The sequence below is a fragment of the Massilia sp. Dwa41.01b genome, from assembly GCF_014171775.1.
GTDB lineage: Bacteria > Pseudomonadota > Gammaproteobacteria > Burkholderiales > Burkholderiaceae_D > Telluria.
Window position 1 is genome coordinate 316,894 of sequence record NZ_CP050454.1, and the last position, 22,550, is coordinate 339,443.

At 60.4% G+C, this 22,550-nt stretch carries 14 protein-coding genes and 1 pseudogene; 12 read left to right on the forward strand and 3 right to left on the reverse strand.

The features are described from left to right. Positions 1 to 41: 41 nt before the first annotated feature. The 7 genes and pseudogenes from G4G28_RS01425 to G4G28_RS01455 form a co-directional block, all read left to right on the forward strand. Positions 42 to 2,174: a sigma-70 family RNA polymerase sigma factor gene (locus tag G4G28_RS01425; RefSeq protein WP_182990577.1), complete on the forward strand. Its 2,133-nt coding sequence runs from the start codon at positions 42 to 44 to the stop codon at positions 2,172 to 2,174. Further along, positions 2,171 to 3,685 (forward strand): MZA anti-phage system associated ATPase MzaB, encoded by a 1,515-nt coding sequence (mzaB, locus tag G4G28_RS01430; protein ID WP_229425381.1) that lies wholly within the window; start codon positions 2,171 to 2,173, stop codon positions 3,683 to 3,685. Before G4G28_RS01425 ends, mzaB begins: the two co-directional genes overlap by 4 nt. Then, a complete protein-coding gene (mzaC, locus tag G4G28_RS01435; protein WP_182990578.1) occupies positions 3,682 to 6,537 on the forward strand; it encodes an MZA anti-phage system associated Z1 domain-containing protein MzaC in 2,856 nt (951 codons plus the stop codon). The genes mzaB and mzaC overlap by 4 nt, the downstream gene beginning before the upstream one ends. Then, positions 6,521 to 7,528, forward strand: coding sequence for an MZA anti-phage system associated PD-(D/E)XK motif protein MzaD (gene mzaD / locus G4G28_RS01440; RefSeq protein ID WP_182990579.1), 1,008 nt, complete (start codon positions 6,521 to 6,523; stop codon positions 7,526 to 7,528). Before mzaC ends, mzaD begins: the two co-directional genes overlap by 17 nt. Before the next feature lie 2 nt (positions 7,529 to 7,530). Beyond that, entirely contained in the window at positions 7,531 to 9,342 is a 1,812-nt protein-coding gene (gene mzaE, locus G4G28_RS01445; RefSeq protein ID WP_182990580.1) for an MZA anti-phage system associated AIPR family protein MzaE, read from the forward strand. A gap of 30 nt (positions 9,343 to 9,372) precedes the next feature. Further along, positions 9,373 to 12,033, forward strand: a complete 2,661-nt coding sequence (locus G4G28_RS01450) for an AIPR family protein (protein ID WP_182990581.1) — start codon at positions 9,373 to 9,375, stop codon at positions 12,031 to 12,033. 147 nt (positions 12,034 to 12,180) lie between these two features. Continuing rightward, a pseudogene (locus G4G28_RS01455) lies at positions 12,181 to 12,420 on the forward strand (transposase domain-containing protein); the annotation flags it as partial. Between the two features lie 213 nt (positions 12,421 to 12,633). Here G4G28_RS01455 and gyrB read toward each other — a convergent pair. The 3 genes from gyrB to dnaA form a co-directional block, all read right to left on the reverse strand. Then, positions 12,634 to 15,135, reverse strand: a complete 2,502-nt coding sequence (gene gyrB / locus G4G28_RS01460) for a DNA topoisomerase (ATP-hydrolyzing) subunit B (RefSeq protein WP_182990582.1) — start codon at positions 15,133 to 15,135, stop codon at positions 12,634 to 12,636. 95 nt (positions 15,136 to 15,230) lie between these two features. Then, positions 15,231 to 16,337 (reverse strand): DNA polymerase III subunit beta, encoded by a 1,107-nt coding sequence (dnaN, locus tag G4G28_RS01465; RefSeq protein ID WP_182990583.1) that lies wholly within the window; start codon positions 16,335 to 16,337, stop codon positions 15,231 to 15,233. A 230-nt stretch (positions 16,338 to 16,567) separates the two neighbouring features. Further along, complete coding sequence (gene dnaA, locus G4G28_RS01470; protein ID WP_182990584.1) at positions 16,568 to 17,959, reverse strand: chromosomal replication initiator protein DnaA; 1,392 nt, start codon at positions 17,957 to 17,959, stop codon at positions 16,568 to 16,570. A 334-nt stretch (positions 17,960 to 18,293) separates the two neighbouring features. On the opposite strand from dnaA, the gene rpmH reads away from it, so the two are divergent. From rpmH to mnmE, 5 genes are all read left to right on the forward strand, one after another. Next, positions 18,294 to 18,428 (forward strand): 50S ribosomal protein L34, encoded by a 135-nt coding sequence (gene rpmH, locus G4G28_RS01475; RefSeq protein WP_040378179.1) that lies wholly within the window; start codon positions 18,294 to 18,296, stop codon positions 18,426 to 18,428. Between the two features lie 108 nt (positions 18,429 to 18,536). Further along, positions 18,537 to 18,890 (forward strand): ribonuclease P protein component, encoded by a 354-nt coding sequence (locus tag G4G28_RS01480; protein ID WP_308601614.1) that lies wholly within the window; start codon positions 18,537 to 18,539, stop codon positions 18,888 to 18,890. After that, the gene (yidD, locus tag G4G28_RS01485; protein WP_182990586.1) at positions 18,887 to 19,147 is read left to right on the forward strand and encodes a membrane protein insertion efficiency factor YidD; all 261 of its coding nucleotides are present in this window, start codon (positions 18,887 to 18,889) and stop codon (positions 19,145 to 19,147) included. The genes G4G28_RS01480 and yidD overlap by 4 nt, the downstream gene beginning before the upstream one ends. Positions 19,148 to 19,158: 11 nt before the next feature. Further along, positions 19,159 to 20,820: a membrane protein insertase YidC gene (gene yidC, locus G4G28_RS01490; RefSeq protein ID WP_182990587.1), complete on the forward strand. Its 1,662-nt coding sequence runs from the start codon at positions 19,159 to 19,161 to the stop codon at positions 20,818 to 20,820. A gap of 64 nt (positions 20,821 to 20,884) precedes the next feature. Then, positions 20,885 to 22,264 (forward strand): tRNA uridine-5-carboxymethylaminomethyl(34) synthesis GTPase MnmE, encoded by a 1,380-nt coding sequence (gene mnmE / locus G4G28_RS01495; RefSeq protein ID WP_183107961.1) that lies wholly within the window; start codon positions 20,885 to 20,887, stop codon positions 22,262 to 22,264. Positions 22,265 to 22,550: the final 286 nt, after the last annotated feature.

Consider the following 22,550-nt stretch of genomic DNA (forward strand, 5'->3'; position numbering starts at 1 on the left):
CCTCGCCCTTTGCTCCTGTGGCTGAAATCCAGGTCGCAATAATGCAGGCGGACAGAAAGCTTAGTCCGCTTTTCCGGCTTGCCCTCAAGTCGGGGGCAGTGGAGGCGATTGCGCTCCACATTCATCGCGGCGAATCGCTAAATGGCCGCGATTCTGCCGGTCTCACGCCGCTGATGATCGCGGCCATTCACAACCAGCAGGATTCGTGCACGAAGCTTCTTGCCTTGGGTGCAGATGCGTCGCTGCTCAGTGCCGGCGGTAAGACGGCCGTCGAGCTGGCGCGTGACCATGGCCACCTTACGCTTGCTACACTTCTCCTGCCACGTGGTGCGCCGAATTCCGACGGGCCTCACACCGCTGAGATTGGCAATGTCCTGTTGAGCAACGGATCTTCTTCGCCTCCCGCGATCGGCGGCACGCATCTCCTGCCTCTTCAACACTGCAGCGCAGAGGGCCTTCAAATGGCTTCCGTTGACACCACGTTGGCGCAGAGCGCAGAAATCCACCCGTTAGAATTTACTGATGATCTATCCGGATGGACTGCCGACGCAAACGTTAGTGTGCCTGTTCACGATGCAGACTGCGTAATGGCAGCCGAGGGAGTTCAGCGGCGTATCTCTGAGCACCGCAGAATCAGCGACGATGCTGACTGGTCAGCAATCGACTTCGAACTTCCTGAAGCTCGCGCAGCCCAGCTTTCGCCCCGGATCGAGGATCTAGCCGCAGTTGAAGGCCTCATTGCATCCGGGTTGCGCGACGGCTACGTGACGGACGACAACCTTCAACAGGCGCTCGAAAAGGACTTTGGTTTTGAGATCGAGCGTGTGCGGGTTGTCATGGAGGGGCTTCTCGACGATCTCGGCATTCTGCTGGAGACTGTCGGCACACCCCTTCCCCAAGTGAGCCTCAGCGCCAATAACGAGGAGTTAATCGAGGTTCTTCATGTGCTCCACGATCGTCTCGCCGAACCCACCGGGCCGGAGCATATGTACTTCACTGAGGCACGCAAGTACGACCTCATCAAGCGCGAGGACGAGGAACGGCTGGGGCGGCAGATGGACAGCACCCTCGGCCAATTGACCCGCGCCCTTGCTTCGCTGCCCGAGCGCGACTGGCTGCTTTACTTTGCACAGACTGGTGAAGGCGGCGGTGTCGCCATCCATGAGCTGGAGGATGGTGACGAAATGGCTGAAGGCGGCGAGTCGCTCGAAGCTGCTTCGGAAGAGAAGGGCGCCGATAGCGTTGAGGGCGATTTCCGATCCTACGTGCAGCTCGTCCGCAGCGGCGCACCGGAGAATGGCCGTGACAGGGCAGTGCCGCGGCCCGCCCCGGTCGACCTGAAGAGGATGCTTGACGCAGCATCGCGGCTTGATGACGTTGCCGCCGATCTCGTGAACTCGTCGATTGCCGGGTACGAGCGTGCACGCGATCGCTTGGTGACTGCCAATCTTCGCTTGGCGATCTCGCTCGCGCACAAGTATCGCTACAGTGGTCTGCCGCTGGCAGATTTGATTCAGGAAGCGAACATCGGTCTCATGCGTGCTGCGGAACGATTCGATTTCCGGCGCGGCTTCAAGTTCTCCACGTACGCGACTTGGTGGATACGCCAAGGCATGAGCCGGAGTGTACAAGACACCTCACGCACAATTCGAGTGCCGGTTCACCAAGGCGAAAAAATATATCAGGTCAGCCGGGTGCAGCGCGAGCTGGAATACGGTCGCGCAGGAGAGGTGCGTCCCGAAGAAATCGCCAATCATCTCTCTCTTTCGTTGCGGCAGGTTGAGCAGATCATCCGTGCTGATATCCGGGTAATTTCTATTGAGGAGTGCGGTCCGGATCTCGAACCATTTACTCCGGATCCCTTCAGCATCGTTGACCTGCAATGTGATCCGTTGCAGAGAGCGTGTGACCGTAGTCTGGCTACGGCAATCGAACGCTTGCTTGCCGGGATCGACAAGCGAGGACGCCAAGTGATCGTAGCGCGTTTTGGCTTCGATGGCGCGGGTGGCCGGACCCTCGATGAGGTGGGGCAGCAGTTCGGCGTGACACGGGAACGCATTCGCCAGATAGAAGCAAAGACTCTTCGAAAACTCAACCATCCATCCCGTGCCGATGTGCTTGCTCCCTACGCGCCAATGGCCCGTACAGGGACCGAACCGCAGGAAGAAGAATGAAAGAAAACGGATTCCGCCACGCGCCTCCGCGCGCGGTCGCAATGATAGAAGCGCTGCGCGGATTGGGTTACAGCACCGCCACGGCGCTTGCCGACATCATCGACAACAGCATCGCTGCCGGAGCGAAAAATGTCGAGCTGACATTCGAATGGAGTGGCAAGGGAAGCCGAGTCCGCGTAGAGGATGACGGCGACGGCATGAGTGCCGTCGAGCTCGACTCTGCAATGCGTCTGGGGGAAAAGAACCCACTGGACCGCCGGGACGAAAATGACCTCGGGAGATTCGGTCTTGGGCTGAAGACGGCCTCCTTCTCCCAGTGCCGACGCCTGACCGTTGCGTCCGTTGGGCCGGATGGATTGCAGTGCCTGCGCTGGGATCTCGATGTTCTGGCCGCCAGCGAAGGCGATGGCTGGCATTTGCTGGAAGGGCCGCATGACAGCGCCGGCGAGCTGGTTGAACAGTTCGGTAGTCGTTCGCATGGAACCCTGGTGTTGTGGGAGGTCCTTGATCGAATCGTTACGGACAGCTATGGCGAACAGGATTTCCTCGACATGATCGACCGAGTCGAGCGGCATCTGGCGATGGTGTTTCATCGGTATCTCGAGGGCACGCGTCCTCGTCTGCGGCTGCGCATCGGCGGCAAGCCAGTCAATCCCTGGGACCCGTTCCTGTCAGGCCATCCGGCAAAGCCGTGGCATTCCCCGCCGGCGTCGGCTCCTGGAATGCCCGGGGTAGAGGTGGAATGTCATGTCCTTCCGCACAAGGATCGGCTGACCTCAAAGGAGCATGAGTCGGCCCAAGGGCCTGACGGCTGGACGGCACAACAGGGTTTTTATGTTTACCGTAACGAGCGGTTGCTAGTGGCAGGAAGCTGGCTTGGGCTCGGCCAAGGACGCGGGTGGACCAAGGACGAGGCACACCGACTTGCTCGCATTCGGCTCGACATACCGAATTCGGCCGACCAAGCATGGAAAATCGATATCCGGAAATCGACCGCCAGGCCCCCGGTGGAGGTCCGCGCGTGGCTCGCAAGGCTTGCTGACGAGACGCGCAGCAGGGCACGCAAGGCGTTCGCACTGCGTGGCCAGGCTCCTCGGAACCGAAACGGCGAAGAAGTCAGCCAGGTATGGCGCTCGCAGAAGTTCTCGGGCGGAATGCGCTACCGCATCGACACCGACCATCCCGCCGTGCGCGCCGTGCTTGACGACGCGCGCGCGCTGGCCCCCCAAGTACTGGCAATGCTGCGTGTGATCGAGGAGACCGTACCGGTTCAGCGGATCTGGCTCGATACGGCGGAAAACCGGGAGACTCCGCGCACGAGCTTTTCCGGCGAGCCACCCGCGGCGGTCACCGAAGTGCTGATGGTCATGTACCGCAACATGGTTCTGCTCAAGGGCATGTCGCCGGCCATGGCCCGCACCCGTCTTCTGCTGTCCGAGCCATTTCAGAATTACCCTCAACTGGTGGGCTCGCTGCCCGACCAGCCTCCCGAACTGGAAAAGAAACCATGACGTCACAAGTCGAAGCCAACAAGACAAGCGTTATCAAGATCGTGCAGGAGCTGCTGTTCAATGAACCCGACAAGAGCGCCATCACGCCCGCACTGATCGCGGAGAAGATTGCGCTGGTGCTGATGATGAATCAGCGCTGGGGTGAAGGCCTCGACCGCGACGCGGTGTCGGACGAGCTGATTCGCCGGTTCAGCGTGTGGCGCAGCCAGGACAGCTGGCTCGAGAATAATGAAGGTCACGTGCCTTGGCTGACGCCCGAGCGCAAGAAGGACTGGCGCTACTGGCAGCGGTACCGGGAGTTCCAGGAGGCCCGCATGGCATGGGAGGCCGTCGACGGCCTCGACAAGTCTTCCGACCGCATTCTTGGCATGCTGGAAGACCCACAGCGCAAGGGCCCCTGGGACCGCCGCGGCCTTGTTGTCGGCCACGTTCAGTCCGGCAAAACCGGTAACTACACTGGCCTCATCTGCAAGGCAGCCGATGCCGGCTACAAGATCATCATCGTCCTCGCCGGGATGCACAACAACCTCCGTACGCAGACGCAGATGCGTCTCGACGAGGGCTTCCTCGGATTCGAGACCAACCCATCTGCCGAAGGCATGCGGCTCATCGGAGTAGGCACCATTGATCAGGATCCGTCGATCCGGCCGAACTACGCGACCAACCGGACGGACAAGGGCGATTTCATTGCCAGCAATGTCAAGAATCTAGGGGTATCGCCAGAAGCGCTCCCGTGGCTGTTCGTGGTGAAGAAGAACAAGACCGTGCTGGCCCGGCTGCTACGCTGGATTCAGACGCATGTTGCCGACGCGGTGGAGCCGGAGACCGGCCGCAAGGTGGTCACGCACCTGCCTCTCCTGATCATCGACGATGAAGCCGATCATGCCTCCGTTGATACCGGAGCGCAGCTCTTCGATGCCGACGGCAAGGCTGACGAGGACCACCAGCCTACGGCCATCAATGGTCTTATCCGGCGGATCCTGCACGCGTTTCATCGCAAGGCCTACGTCGGATATACGGCCACGCCATTTGCCAACATTTTCATTCACGAACGTGGCACCACCGCAGAGGCAGGGCCAGACCTTTTCCCGGCAGCATTCATTCACAATCTTGGTTCGCCTTCCAACTACGTTGGCCCGGCGCGTGTGTTCGGTCTCTACAATGGAGATGAGCGTCAGGGCAGCCTGCCGCTGGTGCGCACCGTCGACGATCACTGCAGCAAGGATGGACGATCCGGCTGGATGCCGGTTGGGCACAAGAATACCCATGTTCCATCGGATGCCGATGAAAGCGCGCTGCCAGCCTCTCTGCGTGAAGCCATCGACGCGTTCATCCTTTCCTGTGCCGCGCGTCAGGTACGGGGACAGAAAGCGCAGCACAGCTCGATGTTGGTCCACGTGACCCGCTTCAACGCAGTTCAGCTCGAAGTCCACACGCGCGTCGAACAATACGTGCGCTCCATCGATCAGCGCCTGTCGCGGCGGATAGGGCATCAGCCGGTTCTGGACAGGCTGGCCGAACTGTGGGCGAATGATTTCGAGCCCACTACGGCAGAGATGGCGGAAAAGGTACCCGACGCGGGTCCCTTCAGCTTCAGCACATGGGGAGAAATCGCTGAGGTTCTGCCGCTCGTAGTCAGCGAGATCAGCGTGCGAGTAATCAATGGCACAGCTGGCGACGTGCTGGACTACACCGAAACCGCTGATGGCCTGAAGGTAATCGCAATTGGGGGCGACAAGCTGGCACGGGGACTGACGCTGGAAGGACTGTGCACGAGCTACTTCCTGCGCGCTTCGCGGATGTACGACACGCTCATGCAGATGGGACGCTGGTTCGGCTATCGTCCGGGCTATCTCGATCTCTGCCGCCTTTACACCACTTCGGACCTGATCGAATGGTTTGAACACATCGCCGATGCGTCCGAGGAGCTGCGAGACGAGTTCGACATGATGGTGGAAAGCGGCGGCACACCCCGCGACTATGGCCTGAAGGTCGTATCGCATCCGGTGCTGATGGTTACCTCGCGCCTGAAGATGCGCTCGGCACGGAGCCTGTACCTGTCGTTCAGCGGGCATGTCATCGAAACCGTGGCGCTGCATCGACAGCAACGGCAGCTCGACACGAACTTCGCGGCGTTCAATGAACTGGTCGCGGCCATGGGCGAAGGCAAGCGGGATCCGGTACAGCAGCGCCCCGCAACGGACGACCGTTGGAGCGGGGTGCTCTGGGAGGCGGTGTCGCATGAACACGTGACTGATTTCCTCAGCGCATACAGCACGCATCCTGAGGCAATGAAGGCGAACAGCCTCCTGCTTCGTGACTTCATCGTCAAGATGGTCAAGGAAAACGAACTGACAGAATGGACTGTGGCAGTGATTGGTGGCGGAAAGCCGGACAACCCCGTCAACGTTGCCGGCGTATCCGTGCAACGGGCGAAGCGTTCGGCGAAGTCGCACACGGTGGACCGGCAGTCTATCGGTCGTCTGCTGTCGCCCAAAGACGAGGGTATTGATTTCGGCATTGAGGCGTGGGAAGCCGCACTGGCGGAGACACGCAAGATCTGGAAGGAAGATTCTGCTCGATTGAAGAATCAGGCAGAGCCTGATGTTCCGAGCGGCCCTATTCTGCGGCGAGTACGGGGGCATGGTGCCCCTGGAGTACAAGCCCATCCCGAGCGGGGCGTACTGCTCGTGTATCTGGTCGATGTCGAAGGTATTCAAGGCGAACCGGCTACAGGTGAAACGCCGGTGGTCGCTTTCGGAGTGAGCTTCCCCGGAAGCCGTTCCGGTACAAAGGTCGAATACAAAGTCAATAACGTTCTTTGGGAACTGGAATATGGCGCCGCTGATTAACGAGGAAGTACTCGCTGCCTGGCGTGCGCTCGCCAGCGACACGCGTGGCGAGGGCGGCTGGCGCTGTATTCCGATTTCAGGATTGGCAGGGGGGCGTCTCCAGGCGGCTCGGCGGTTCCCGGAAAACAGTGAAGCCCTCATCATCGGGTTCTCATCAGTCGCCCTGCCTGCACCATCGATGCTACCCGCCGCGGCTGGCTTTCGCGTTGAACGCGCTTCGGTGGGACTGCCAGGCGAATGGCTTGCGCTGGTCCGTCAGGAGGAGGGGGGTATCGAACTGTTCTCGAGAATGGTAACCGATGTCGTGGCAGCAATCGCGGCGAACGCGGAGTCGTCCCATCAGCGAAAGATGCAGATTTTCCTTGGTCGCATTCGAGCATGGCAACACTTCATGAGCAGGAGCTCGGGAGCATTAAGCGCTGAAGCCGAACTGGGGTTGAGCGGCGAGCTTGTATGTCTCGAACGGCTGGTTTCCGCTGGGCTGGACCTGCATGCGGCAGTCGAGGGCTGGCGTGGGCCGCTTAATGGCCTCCAGGATTTCGAGGTCGGATCGGGTGCCATCGAGGTTAAGAGCACGCTGGCTCACGACGGCTTCCCGGTCACCATCATGTCTCTGGCGCAGCTGGATGATTCAGTGCGGCAACCGCTATTCCTTTTCGGCTGCCGCTTCGCCCTTGCGGCTGATGGTCTGTCGCTTGCCGCCAAGGTGGCTGCGCTGCGCAGTGTGCTCGAGAGCGACCCTGCGGCGGCGGCCCTGTTCGAGAATGCATTGCTGCATGCCGGGTTCGTGGACGCGCATGCAGAACATTACACCCGCTGTCTGACGGTGTCGGAAGGGCGATTCCTGCGTGTCGACGAAAGCTTTCCACGCCTCGTTGCCGCGAACGTGCCCGCTGCCATCCGCCACGCCCGCTATGAAATCGATCTGGACGGGGTCGATGTTCCCGCAGCCACGATCGAACATATCCTCACTATGACTGGAGCCATCTGAGTATGGAACTCATCGATTTTTTGCACCAGACGCAACATGACGTAAGGCAGGAAATGGCGGCACGCGCTGCCGAACCTGGAGGAGAAACACCATTCGCCGAGCTGGTTTTCACCGAGGTGGTCACACGGCACATGTCCGATATCGGGATGACTTTCGAACCCGAGATCTGCCACTATTCTGCTCGAGTAGGGGAAGGGATATTGAAGCTCAGCGGTTACGCGCTGTCCGAGGACGTCGACCAGCTCGACCTGTACGTCAGTCTGTACGAGGGCTGCGACGACCTGGTTGGGATCCCTGACTCCGAAACCACCCGCGCAGCGGAACAGTGCTCCCGCTTCCTCAACCAGTGCGTATCGGGCACGCTGTCTGCAAAAATGGACGAGTCTCACGATGCATTCGCACTAGTCCAGACGATCGAGAAGGCGTACGCAGGCCTCGAGCAGATCCGCATTTACGTTCTCACTGATCGCAAGGCCAAAACTCGAAACTTCCAAGCACGCCAGATCCAGGGCAAGACAGTCAAGCTAGAGGTAATGGACATCGAACGCTTGTTCAATCACTGGCAGGGTGGCAAGCCGCGGGACGAACTGGTTGTAAATTTCAGCGATGTCTGCGGCAGCTCCCTTCCATGTGTCTGGGTATCGGACAGCGAGGCGGAATACGACTACGCAATGACCGTGTTCCCCGGTGAAGCATTGCGCTTTCTCTACGAAAAGTATGGCCCGCGCATCCTGGAAGCGAACGTGCGGTCTTTCCTTAGCCAGACCAACACAGTCAACAAGGGGATCCGTGACACTCTGCGCGATCAGCCAGAGCGGTTCATGGCGTACAACAACGGTGTCGTCATCGTCGCAGACGAAGCACACTTGGAGCGCGCTGCCGACGGCAGTCCGGGCATTGCATGGCTCAAGGGAATGCAGGTCGTCAACGGGGGGCAAACCATGGCCTCGATCTTTTTCACGAAGAAGAAGTTCGCCGGAGTCGATCTTCGCAAGGTCCGTGTGCCTGCCAAGGTTATCGTTCTGCGGCGGTCGGACGAAGTTTCCGAGGACGCGCTGATCGCCGACATCTCTCGCTATGCGAACTCACAGAGTGCAGTAAAGGGCTCGGACCATTACGCGAACAAGCCATTCCATGTCCAGATGGAGAAGCTGGCGATGACTACATACTGTCCGGACGGCGTTGGGCGCTGGTACTACGAGCGCGCTGCGGGCAGCTACAAAGTGATGCTGGATCGAGAAGCCAAATCGGCAGTCGACCTTCGGCGCCTGCAGGATTCGATGCCGCCAAGCCGCAAGTTGACCAAGACCGATTTTGCCAAGTACCTCTGCGGCTGGATGCAGCTCCCGGATCTAGTCAGTCTAGGGGGGCAGAAGGCATTCCCGATCTTCATGAAACGGGTGATGCAGGCCGACGACGAGACGCCGAATCTTCCTGACGCCGCTGAGTACCGGCACATGATCGCGAAAGTGATCATCTTCAAAACGGCGACACGTCTGCTGAAGAGCCGTTTCCCGGCGTTCAAGGCGAACGTGACTGCCTATACCGTGGCGGTCGTCTCGCTGATGCTGGGCGACCGGATCAGTCTCGACGCCATTTGGCAGAAGCAGGGAATTTCGACGGAACTCGGCAATCAGATCGTCACGTGGTCGGACGAAGTAAACGACATGCTTCACCGTACGGCTAACGGTCGAATGCTTTCCGAATGGGCAAAGAAGAAAGAGTGCTGGGAGATGCTGTCGAAGCACGCATGGTCGAATCCTGATCAGAGTATCCCTGAAGTGGCTGCGTCACGCTCACGGCCCGTTCTCTGATCACACTACAACGCAGTTCCAGGAGCAAGAATGGTATTGAAGGATTTTCTCTCGGCCGTGCACGACGAGGTGCGCGACCGAATGGCAGCGGATGCCGCATCGACAGGCGGCGCGCCCCAGTTCGCCGAACTTGTGTTCACATCAGTATTTGCTCGCCACATGGCCGAACGGGGCATTACCTATGACTCGCAGCCATGCCGCTACTTCGCTTCCATCGACCATCACGACCTCCGGCTCAGCGGATACGCTCTTTCCGATGAGCTCGACAGACTCGACGCCTTTGTCAGTGTGTACAGCGGCGATGAGGAGCCACGCTCCATCAGCGAGCAGGACGCCCTCGATGCTGCTGAGCAGTGCGGGCGTTTTCTCGAGATGTCGGCGCGTGGCACGCTGGCCGCGCACGTCGACGCGTCGCATGACGCATTTCTGTTGATTTCCACCATCGCCAGCGCGTGGTCCGATATGTCGCACGTGCGTATCCACGTGCTGACGGATATGTGCGCCGGAACGATGCTCTTGCCATCGCTTGAAATTGGGGGAAAGACCGTCGCCGTCGAGGTAGTGGATATCGAACGCGTCTTCGATCAGCAGCAGGGTGCTGAGTTGCAATCACGTTTTCGTGCCCTCTCAACTTTTCGCGAAGAATGGATGGCATCGATTGCGGTCGACGTTCAGGCCAGTGGCGAAAGCGCGAGTGCCATCTTTGCCGACGATGCCGCGGCACGCTTGACCGATGCAGAGGAGTTCGCGGACTTCCAGCGCTGTGATTTCAACGGAACCGCTGCAGGTCGCGGCCCGATGCGTGTAAATGGCCATGCATTTGACGATACAGATGGCACTCTGGCGTTAATGGTCACTGATTTTTCCGGCGCTCAGGATATCGACTATCTCGGAACCAATGACGCTCGCCTGCACTTCGACATGCTGGAGACATTCATCGACGCGTCGTTGCACGGCGATGTGTCTAGGGACCCCGGTTTGGCGGGTACCCCCATCGCCGGCCTTGCGGCGGACATCGTTCGCATGCGGCCCGGCATTCTGCGCATTCGGATGTATCTGGTCACTGATCGGCTGTCGGACTTCGGCGGGGAACTTGAAGGAAGCGACGAGCTGTCCGGGATTGCTCTGGAACGGTATGTGTGGGATGCAGCACGCTTTCACCGCGCTTCCGAATCCGTCAGCGGGCGGGATGATCTCGAAGTCGATTTCTGTGTCGACGGTAGCAACGGGGTTCCCGCTCTGCATGCCGGGTCAGCCGACGGTGACTATGAGGGGTACCTCTGCACTATTGGCGGGGCGGTGCTGGCCGCGATTTATGAGCGCCACGGAAGCCGCCTTCTTGAGGGGAACGTTCGATCCTTCCTTAGCACAAAGGGGAAGATCAACTCAGCTATCCAGACAACCATTTCCGACAAACCGGAGATGTTTTTCGCGTACAACAACGGCATCGCTGCAACCGCCGAGGCAGTTGAATTCGATTCTGCCTCGTCGCGCATCGTCAGGGCGGTCAATCTTCAGATCGTCAATGGCGGTCAGACCACAGCGTCCCTCGCGGCCGCATGGCGCGCTGGGCACGACCTGTCGAAAATCTGCGTGCAGATGAAGCTGTCAGTACTCTCGCCGGCTCGCGCGGGCGAACTGATACCGTTGATTGCTCGATTCGCCAATAGCCAGAACAAAGTCAATGAGTCGGACTTTTTCGCAAACCACCCGTACCATCACAGGATTGAACAGCTCTCCCAGCGCGTTATGGCGCCGGCTGTCGAGGGAGAGGAGCAGACGCGATGGTATTACGAACGGTCGCGGGGGCAATACGTCAACGAGCAGAAGAATCTCGACAGCAATGGCAAAAAGCGCTTCCTCGCGATAAACCCGAAATCGCAGCTGCTGACGAAACTCGATGTCGCCAAGTACGAGAACACTTGGAAGGGATTGCCGCACAAGGTCAGCTGTGGAGCTCAGAAAAATTTCGTCTTCTTCGCTGGCTGGTTGGCGAAGCGTTGGACCGAGAACGACAGCGCGTTCGACGAACTCTATTTCAGGAATCTAGTTGCGATGTCGATCCTGTTCCGCCATACCGAGCGTCTCGTCGGTGAACAGCCCTGGTATCAAGGAGCATACCGCGCCAATATCGTCACGTACGCTCTGGCTGTGCTTCAGTTCACGGTGCTCAAGAGTGGGAAGGGGCGTCAGCTCGATCTTGACGAGATCTGGAAAACGCAGCGTGTTCCTGATGCGCTCAGCGACTACATCGCGAGCATTGCCAAGGCCGTTCTTGGTGTTTTGACTGACCCGGAGCGGCCCCGTGCGAACGTGACCGAATGGGCCAAGCAGGAAGCTTGCTGGGAGCGGGCGCGCGATGCTGTTGTTCCGCTGAGCGAGCCGGTGTTCGACAACTTGGTAGATCCAATCTCGCGCAAATACGCCGAAGGCAGTGGGGTACAGGAGGTTGGGTATGGCGTTTTCGCGAGAACGGCTGTCTTGGGAATTCGGCCAGCTCAGTGGGAAGAGCTGCGGCAATGGGGCGCTGCGAACGCCATGCTCGATGCGCGTGAAGCAGAACTGCTCCGGTCTGCCACCCGAATTCCGAAATTCGTCCCATCAGTGAAGGAATGCGAGCGGATTTGGTCAATACGGTCCAAGTTGATCAAAGAGGGTTTTGAAGAGCCAGATAAGCGTCTGAGTGCTTGATCGTCCAAGTTCCGCGGTCCGCCAAGACATGCAACGTTCGAGGAATAAAAAACGGCCTAATTAGGCTAATGCCGTTCAGTTAAGACTGGACGGCATTTTTCTTTTGGGTGTTGTAAACGGTAGCTGAGGCTGTTCACCTGCGTCATCATGTTTGATGACGCGCTTCATTTTCTCGTGCAAGCCCAGGAAGACCCGGATTGGGCACGCTTGGGACAACACTTGCCGTGCGAGTGGATCGAGCAAGCGGTTGCATACACTGGTAAAGCAAGTATTCGGCAGCGCCGCTTGCCTGCCGAACAGGTGGTGTGGCTGGTCGTCGCTTTAGCGCTGTACCGTCACCAGTCCCTCAGTGAGGTAGTCGACGACCTGGATCTGGCATTGCCGAACGCGCACCTGATGCAACGCCTTCGCCAGCGACTTGTCATGCTGCTCAATGAAGAACGGCCCGGTCGAAAACTCGACCGGGCCGTGAAGGCCTTACCTCAACGCTATACCGTTCGCGTCCTAAAAAAAGGACCTTAACTGACCTGAACGGCATTAGCCTACTTAGGCCGTTTTTTTATGCACTCGGGTCCGAATGTGGATGTTAATAACCGACGTTTAAACGTCAATATTCCCCGCCTGCAGCGCATTCGACTCAATGAAGTTCCTGCGCGGCTCCACGTCATCGCCCATCAGCGTGGTAAAGATCTGGTCTGCCGCAATCGCGTCCTCGATCTGCACCTTCAGCAGGCGGCGCACGGTCGGGTCCATCGTGGTTTCCCACAGCTGTTCCGGATTCATCTCGCCCAGGCCTTTGTAGCGCTGTTTGGAGACGCCGCGTTCGGCTTCTTCGCGCAGCCAGATCATCGCTTCGTGGAATTCGCGTACGGCGAATTCCTTCATCTTTTCGCCTTCGCCGCGGCGCATGATGGCGCCTTCGCCCATGAGGCCCTGGAAGGTCGCTGCAGCGTTCGCCAGCACGGCGTAATCGTTGCTGAGGACGAAGTCGGCGTCGATCGAGGTGACGTAGACGTTACCGTGGCGCATGCGCTCGATGCGCAGGGAATGCTTTTCGGACAGGTCGTCCGAACGCACGACCACGCGCACGGCCGGGTCGTTGATCGCCTGTTCCATCGCCTGGGCAGAGGCGCCGGCCGCGTCCAGGGTCGACATGTCGAGCGTGGTGCCGCTCATGATGGCGGTCAGTGCGGCGCGGTCGATCACGCGCGTCAGGCGCATCATGATGGCGTTCGCCAGGTTGTACTGGCGCACCAGTTCGGCCAGGGCGTCACCGTTGATTGGATCGGCGCCGTCACGCGGGATGAGCGAAGCGCCGTTCAGCGCCACCGTCATCATGTAGCTCGCTTCCTCGATGTCGTCCTTCAGGTAGCGCTCGTCGCGGCCGGCCTTGACCTTGTACAGCGGCGGCTGGGCAATGTAGATGTGGCCACGTTCCACCAGCTGCGGCATCTGGCGGTAGAACAGCGTCAGCAGCAGGGTGCGGATGTGGGCGCCGTCGACGTCCGCATCGGTCATGATGATGATGCGGTGGTAGCGCAGTTTGTCGACGTTGAATTCGTCCGGGCCGATCGAGGTGCCCAGCGTGGCGATCAGGGTGGTGATCTGCTCCGACGACAGCATTTTCTCGAAACGCGCTTTTTCCACGTTCAGCACCTTGCCGCGCAGCGGCAGGATCGCCTGGAATTTACGGTCGCGGCCCTGTTTCGCGGAGCCGCCTGCCGAGTCACCCTCGACGATGTACAGTTCGGCCAGTGCCGGGTCGCGTTCCTGGCAGTCGGCCAGTTTCGACGACAGGCCCAGGCCGTCCATCACGCCCTTGCGGCGGGTGAGGTCGCGCGCTTTACGGGCGGCTTCACGGGCGCGGGCGGCTTCCACGATCTTGCCGCAGATGATTTTCGCGTCGTTCGGCTTTTCGTTGAGGAAGTCGGTCAGGGTTTTCGCGACGATTTCCTCGACCGGGCCGCGCACTTCCGACGACACCAGTTTGTCCTTGGTCTGCGACGAGAATTTCGGCTCCGGCACTTTCACCGACAGCACGCAGGTGAGACCCTCGCGCATGTCGTCGCCCGAGATTTCGACTTTCGCCTTCTTGGCGAAATCGTTCTCGTCGATGTATTTATTGATCACGCGGGTCATCGCCGCACGCAGGCCGGTCAGGTGGGTGCCGCCGTCGCGCTGCGGGATGTTATTCGTGAAGCACAGCACCTGCTCGTTGTAGGCATCGTTCCACTGCATCGAGACGTCGACCGAGATGTTCGTGCCGTGCTCGGACATGCGGTCGCCGGTGGCCTGGAACACGGTCGGGTGCAGGACGCTCTTGGTCTTGTTGATGTATTCGACGAAGCCGCGGGTGCCGCCTTCGAAAGCGAAGACTTCTTCCTTGCCGGTGCGGTGGTCGGAGAGCTTGATGTTGACGCCGTTGTTCAGGAACGAAAGTTCGCGAATACGCTTCGACAGGATCTCGTAGTGGAATTCGACGTGGGTGAAGATTTCTTCGTCGGCCCAGAAGTGCACTTCGGTGCCGCGTTTATCGGTTTCGCCGATGACCTTGATCGGGGAAACCTCGAAACCGTCGACGATTTCGATTTCGCGGTTCTGCGGAACGCCGCGCACGAATTCCATCTGGTGCACTTTGCCTTTTTGGCGCACGGTCACGCGCAGCAGTTTCGACAATGCGTTCACGCAGGAGACGCCGACGCCGTGCAGGCCGCCCGAGACTTTATACGAATTCTGGTTGAACTTGCCGCCGGCGTGCAGTTCGGTCAGGGCGATTTCGGTGGCCGAGCGCTTCGGCTCGTGCTTGTCGTCCATCTTGACGCCGGTCGGAATGCCGCGGCCATTGTCGGCAATCGAGATCGAATTGTCGGCGTGGATGGTGACGTGGATTTCCGTGCAGTAGCCCGCCAGCGATTCGTCGATCGAGTTATCGAGCACCTCGAAGACGAGGTGGTGCAGGCCGGTACCGTCCGAGGTATCGCCAATGTACATGCCTGGGCGCTTGCGCACCGCTTCCAGGCCTTCCAGAATTTGAATCGAGGCGGCGCCGTACTCGTCCGAGGGCATCGGCGATTGGGGCATGTTATTGGCGTTATCGGACATGGACTGCTTTCTCAAAAAACTGTGTATTCAAACTGCTCAGTTCGGGGCTGCCCCTTGATTATTCAAGCAAATAAGCAAGAGGCAGCCGGCGAGACTTAGATACGCATCGGCATGACGACGTACTTGAAGTCGCCATTGTCGGGAATCGAGATCAGGGCAGACGAATTCGAATCGCCCAGCGCGATGTTCACCTGGTCGCACTTCAGGTTGTTGAGCACGTCGAGCAGGTAAGTCACGTTGAAACCGATGTCGATCTGGTCGCCGCCGTAGTCGATTTCCAGTTCTTCGACTGCTTCTTCCTGGTCGGCATTGGTCGAGCTGATCTTCATGCTGCCCGGGGTGATGATGCAGCGCACGCCCTTGAACTTATCGCTGGTCATGATTGCGGCGCGCTGCAGCGAGCGCAGCAGTTCATCGCGGCTGATCGTGAAGTCGTTCTTGTAACCCTTCGGGATCACGCGGGTGTAGTCAGGGAATTTGCCTTCGACCAGCTTCGACACCAGTTCGATGTCGGCGAAAGTCAGTTTCACCTGCGAGGCGGCGATGTCGAGGCGCACGGTCTCGTCGCTTTCTTCCAGCAGGCGCTGCAGTTCGATGATGGTCTTGCGCGGGATGATGACTTCCTGGCGCTCGAAGGTCTGGTCCGCTTCGACCTGGCAGAAGGCAAGGCGGTGGCCGTCGGTGGCAACCGCGATGACCTTGTTACCGTCCAGGACCAGCAGCAGGCCGTTCAGGTAGTAGCGGATGTCCTGCTGGGCCATCGCGAAGTGCACCATGTTGAACAGGTGCTTCAAGGTCTTTTGCGGCAGGGTGACCGAGGCGTTGTGGGTTTCGGCGACCGAGACGGTCGGGAACTCTTCGGCGGCCAGGGTCTGCAGGGCGAAGCGCGATTTGCCGCTCTGGACGGTCAGGCGCTTGTTTTGCAGCGTCATGGTGACGTCGCCCGATTCCGGCAGCGCGCGCAGGATGTCGAGCAGCTTGCGGGCGGCGACGGTGGTGCCGGTCACGTCTTCGCCGGAACCGATGTTCGCGAGCGTGGTGATCTGCACTTCGGTGTCGGTCGACAGGAAGGAAACGCTTTCGCCGTCCTTGCGGATGAGGATATTGGCCAGAATCGGCATGGTGTGCCGACGCTCGACAATACCGCTCACGATCTGCAGTGGCCGGAGAAGCGTGTCTCGGGTGGTTTTGACCAATTGCATAATTGTCCTCAGTGGGTGGTAACTTAAAGATCTACTTCGAAATGTTGCTGTAGCACTATTTTGCCGTGTGCTGGGTACAAATACAAACTTATGTAGGGTGGACGGCTTGGCCGTCCACGCGTTCGACAAGCACCCGGATGTCGATACGCTGTTATGGTTCATTTCCGCCGGTTGAACGCGTGGAGTAGTTCAGGCCGGGGGCCTGAACTACGACCCGTCCACCCTACGTTTTAACCCTTCAGCGTCTGTTCCAGCACGTGCAGCTCGTGGTTGCACTCGGCATTTTTCTGTCGGTCGCCGGCGATCTTGCGCACCGCGTGCAGCACGGTCGTGTGGTCGCGGCCGCCGAACAGCTCGCCGATCTCCGGCAGGCTCTTTTGCGTCAGCTCCTTGGCCAGGTACATCGCGATCTGGCGCGGGCGGGCGATGTTCGCCGGGCGCCGCTTCGAATACATGTCGGCGACCTTGATGTTGAAGAAGTCGGCAACCGTCTTCTGGATGTTCTCTACCGAGATCTGGCGGTTCTGCACCGACAGCAAATCCTTCAGGGCTTCCTTCACGATGTCGATCGTGATGTCCTTCCCGTGGAAGCGCGAATAGGCCAGGATCTTGCGCAGTGCGCCTTCCAGCTCGCGCACGTTCGAGCGCAGGTGTTTCGCAACAAAAAAGGCAACGTCGTCCGACAGGACCACGCCTTCCGATTGCGCTTTCTTGAGCAGGATGGCCACGCGCATTTCCAGTTCCGGCGGTTCGATTGCGACCGTCAGGCCGGAGTCGAAGCGCGAAATCAGGCGGTCGTCCATGCCGGTGATTTCTTTCGGATAGGTATCCGAGGTGATGATGATCTGCTTCTTGGCCGCGATCAGCGCTTCGAACGCATAGAAGAACTCTTCCTGCGTGCGGCTTTTCCCGCCGAAGAACTGGATATCGTCGATCAGCAGCATGTCGAGCGAGTGGTAATAGTGCTTGAAGTCGTCGAAACCCTTGCGCTGGTAAGCGGTGACGACGTCGCGCACATACTGCTCGGCGTGGATGTAGCGGATGCGGGCGCCTGGGTTATCCACCATCACCTGGTTGCCGATCGCATGGATCAAGTGGGTTTTACCGAGGCCGACGCCGCCGTAGAAGAACAGCGGGTTGTAGGACACGCCCGGGTTGTTCGCCACTTGAATGGCGGCGGCGCGCGCCAGCTGGTTGGCCTTACCGGTCACGAAGCTGTCAAAAGTCAGGTCCGGGTTGATGCGGCTCTGCTCGCGCTTCGGCGAGTTGGCGATGTTCAAGTTCTGCTGGGGTTCCGGCGCCGGGTTCATTGGCCTTAGCTGGCCCGGCTCTACCTGGTTCACGGGCGCAGGGCGCACGGCGTCCGGCTTTTTCGCGTTCAGGCGCGGATCGAGGACGAACTGCACCTCGACCGGGGCTTCCCAGTACTGGCAGGCGAGGGCGGTGATGCGGTTGGCGAACTGCGTCTTGACCCAGTCGAGCTTGAAGCGGTTGGGCGCCGCGATGCGCAGTTTGCCGTCCTCGTAGTCGAGGGCGACGAGTGGCTTGATCCACGCGCTATATTGTTGCGGCGTCAGCTCGAGCTCCAGCTGCGCGGAAGCGGTCTGCCAAAAGTTTTCCATGTGCGGTGCTTAATGATACGTAACACGCTATTTTACCCGTCTCGCCGCAAGTTATCCACAGGTTGCCGCAGATTTTTCAACGCGAGCTGGGGATAAAGACGAAGTTATCCTCAGTGGAAACAACAGCTGCCTTGACAGCCTTGCGCCAAATAGAGTCTAATTCAGGGTTCCCTGTCCGCCCACCTGTCAGCCAAGCAATTGATGGTTGATAAATGCACGGACGATGCTAAGGCGTGACGCTGGCTTAACAACTGCGAACTGTCATTGGCGCCGATTCCTGACGAGAAGACGTCAGACCCGATTTGCACACTATTTTGCTTTAAGCGAGACCACCATGAAACGTACTTACCAACCTTCCGTCGTCCGTCGCAAGCGCACGCACGGCTTCCGCGCACGCATGGCTACCCGTGGTGGCCGTCAAGTCCTGAACGCACGCCGCGCCAAGGGCCGCAAGCGTCTGGCTGTCTAAGCCAGTTCGCTGCTCGACCCGCGGCCGGTCATGCCAGGCGAAGGTTCGCACGACTTCGCGCGCGCTCGGCGCATTCTAAAAACGGATGAGTTTTCATCCGTTTTTCGTTTGCGGCCCACGCAAAAGTCCGCGCATTTCGTGCTCTATACCCGCCCCAGCCCGCTGCCCCATGCGCGGCTGGGCATTGTCGCGGCCAAGCGCTTCGCACCGCGGGCGGTCACCCGCAATACCATCAAGCGCGTCACCCGCGAACTGTTTCGTACGAACCAGATCGTGGCGGTCGACTGCATCGTGCGCCTGGCGCGTCCGGTGAACACCAAGGCTGGCCCGGCCACCAACAGCGCGCTCAAGCGCCTGCTGCACGCCGAACTGTCGCGCTTGCTTGGGTCGCAGCACCCGGACGCCCAGCGTCCACGCCGCCCGGCCCCGCCGGCGCCGGTGCCAACGCCGCCAACGCCATGAAAACCCTGCTCATCTGGATCGTGCGTGCCTACCGGCTCGTGCTGTCGCCGATGCTCGGGCAGAACTGCCGCTTTTATCCGTCCTGTTCCGGTTATGCCCTCGAGGCGCTCCAGTTGCACGGCGCGCTGCGCGGCAGCTGGCTGGCCGCGCGCCGCCTTGGCCGCTGCCATCCCCGGAACCCGGGCGGGCTCGATCCCGTGCCTCCGCGCCGGGACGGGCATTCCCACTCAGCCGCTTGCGGTTGCAACCACTCCTGATCAATACCTCAATGGAAATCAATAAACGTACCATTCTGTGGGTTGTCTTCGCTTTCTCGATCTTCATCCTTTGGGATAAGTGGATGGTAGCGAACGGCAAGCAGTCGATGTTCTCGGGCGCGCCGCCGGCCAAGGTCGCCCAGGCACCCGCCGCCAATGCCACCACCGGTGTGCCGGCCGCCGGCGCCCAGGCAGGTGCCGCGCCAGGCGCGCCTGGCCAGGCCGCAGCGCCCGCAGCCGCGCCTGCCGAACGCATCACCATCACCACCGACGTCGTCAAGGCGGAAATCGACACCGTCGGCGGCGTGATTCGCCGCCTCGAGCTGCTGAAGTACCCGGACCACTTCGACAAGACGAAGAACCAGGTGCTGTTCAATGTGGGCGGCAACAACGTCTACCTGGGCCAGACCGGCCTCAGTGGTGCGACCCCGGCCGGCGCCATGCCGAACCATAACACCGTGTTCGTGCCGCGTCCGGGCGCGCGTACGCTCGACAACGGTAACACCGTGCAGCTCGTGCTCGACGCCGAGCAGGGCGGCGTCAAGCTCACCAAGACGCTGACTTTCAAGCGTGGCGACTACGTCATCGACATGCGCCATGACGTCACGAACCTGACCGCGGCCCCGGTCCAGCCATGGCTCTACCTGCAGCTTCAGCACGACGGCAACAAGCCGGAAGGCAGCTCCTGGTTCAGCCCGAGCTTCACCGGCCCGACCCTGTTCACGCCGGAAGACAAGTACCAGAAGCTGTCCTTCGAAGCCATCGAGAAGAACAAGGCCGACCATTCGAAGAAAGCCAACAGCGGCTGGGTAGCGATTTCCCAGCACTTCTTCGTCTCGGCCTTCATCCCGGCGGACAATGCCTCGCGCGACATCTACACGCGCAAGGAAGCGACCAACCTGTACGCGATCGGCACCAACCAGCCGCTGGGCACCCTGCAGCCTGGCGCCACGGTCTCGAACACGGCGCGCCTGTACTCGGGCCCGCAGGACGAGAAGACCCTGGAAAAGATCACCCCGGGCCTGGAACTGGTGAAAGACTACGGCATGTTCGCGATCATCGCGAAACCGCTGTTCATGATCATCGATTTTATTCATGGACTGCTGGGCAACTGGGGCTGGACCATCATCGTCTTCACGATCCTGATCAAGCTGGCCTTCTTCCCGCTGTCGGCCGCCGGCTACCGCAGCATGGCGAAGATGCGCGTGGTGACGCCGAAGATGCAGGCGATCCGCGAGCGCTTCAAGAACGACCCGATGAAGATGCAGCAGGCCACGATGGAGCTGTACAAGGCCGAGAAGATCAACCCGCTGGGCGGCTGCCTGCCGATCCTGGTGCAGATGCCGGTGTTCCTGGCCCTGTACTACGTGCTGCAGGCCTCCGTCGAGATGCGCGGCGCGCCGTGGATCGGCTGGATCACCGACCTGACCCAGCCTGACCCGTGGTTCATCCTGCCGGTGCTGTACGCGATCTCGATGTTCGTCACCGCCAAGCTGAACCCGCAGCCGGCCGACCCGATGCAGGCCAAGATGATGATGTTCATGCCGCTGGCGTTCTCGGTCATGTTCGTCTTCTTCCCGTCCGGCCTGGTCCTGTACTGGGTGGTGAACAACCTTGTGTCGATCGCGCAGCAGTGGGTCATTACCAAGAAGATGACGCCGGCCGCCAAGTAAGCCGAACGCCGTCTTTGAAAGCCCGTGCATGTCACGGGCTTTTTTTATCAGCTACACTTTTCCTATGAAGCTAGACACCTCTCCCATCGCGGCGATCGCCACCGCACCCGGACGCGGCGGCATCGGCGTCGTCCGCGCCTCGGGCAAGTCGCTCGGCGTCCTGATCGAATCGCTGTTCCCCGGCACGACGCTGGCGCCGCGCCATGCCACCTATATTCCATTCAAGGCCCCCGACGGCAGCGTCATCGACCAGGGACTGGCCCTGTACTTCAAGGGACCGCATTCCTACACCGGCGAAGACGTGCTGGAACTGCATGGCCACGGCGGCCCCGTCGTGCTGCAGATGCTGCTGGCGCGCGTGCTGGAAGCGGGGCGCGCGCATGGCCTGCGCCTGGCCGAGCCGGGCGAATTCACGCGCCGCGCTTACCTCAACGACAAGCTCGACCTGGCCCAGGCCGAGGCCGTGGCCGACCTGATCGACGCCTCGACCGAGGCGGCGGCGAAATCGGCGTCGCAGTCGCTGTCGGGCGCGTTCTCCCAGGTGGTGCACCGCCTGGTCGAGCAGACCATCAATTTGCGCATGCTGGTCGAGGCCACGCTGGATTTTCCGGAAGAAGAAATCGATTTTCTCGAAAAATCGAATGCGCGCGGCCAGCTGGCCATGATCGTCGAATCGCTCGAACACGTGTTCCGCCAGGCCGCGCAAGGGGCGCTCCTGCGCGAGGGCCTGAACGTGGTGCTGGTGGGCCAGCCGAACGTCGGCAAATCCTCGCTATTGAATGCGCTGGCGGGGGCGGAGGTGGCGATCGTCACGCCGATCGCCGGCACCACCCGCGACAAGGTCAGCGAGACGATCCAGATCGAGGGCATCCCGCTGAACATCATCGACACCGCCGGCATCCGCGCGATCGACGAGGGCATCGACGTGGTCGAGCGCATCGGCATCGAGCGCACCTGGGGAGAGGTCGGCAAGGCGGACGTGATCCTGCACCTGCTCGACGCCAATCTCGGGCCGAGCGCCGCGGACGAAACCATCGTCGCCGCCTTCCCGCCCGGCGTGCCGGTGCTGCGCATCTGGAACAAGATCGATTTGTCCGGCCACCGCGCGGCGATCGACACCGCGCCGGACGCGACCCACCTGTACCTGTCGGCCAACGAGAAGACCGGCATCGACCTGTTGCGCGCGGAACTGCTGCGCATCGCGGGCTGGCAGCAGACCGGCGAATCGCTGTACTTGGCGCGTGAACGCCACCTGATCGCGTTGCGTGGCGCGCGCGAGCACCTGGAGATGGCGCGCCAGCACGCGGCGCAGGATGACCAGTCGCTCGACCTCTTTGCCGAGGAATTGCGCCTGGCGCAGGATCAGCTGTCGAGCATTACGGGGGAGTTCACGCCGGATGATTTGCTGGGGGTGATTTTTAGCCGGTTCTGTATCGGGAAGTGATGGTCTTTCGTCGGGTCGCGGCAGGCGAGGCGCTTGACCACGTGGGATCACCATCAATGATCCCGCTCCAGCTGAGGTAGCTCCGCTTCATGCCCCGTACCAACTGGCGATGATCCCGCGTGGGCTCGAGAGCCCACCCTACAAATGCTTCATGCCGCGTACTGGCTGGCGATGATCTCGCGTGGGGTCAGAACCCACTCTACGAAATCGAAGCCATGTAGTCCGTGCATGCAGCGAGCCCGGCGCATGCCTCCGCGCGGCCGTGCTAGGCTCTCCCTGAGCAAAC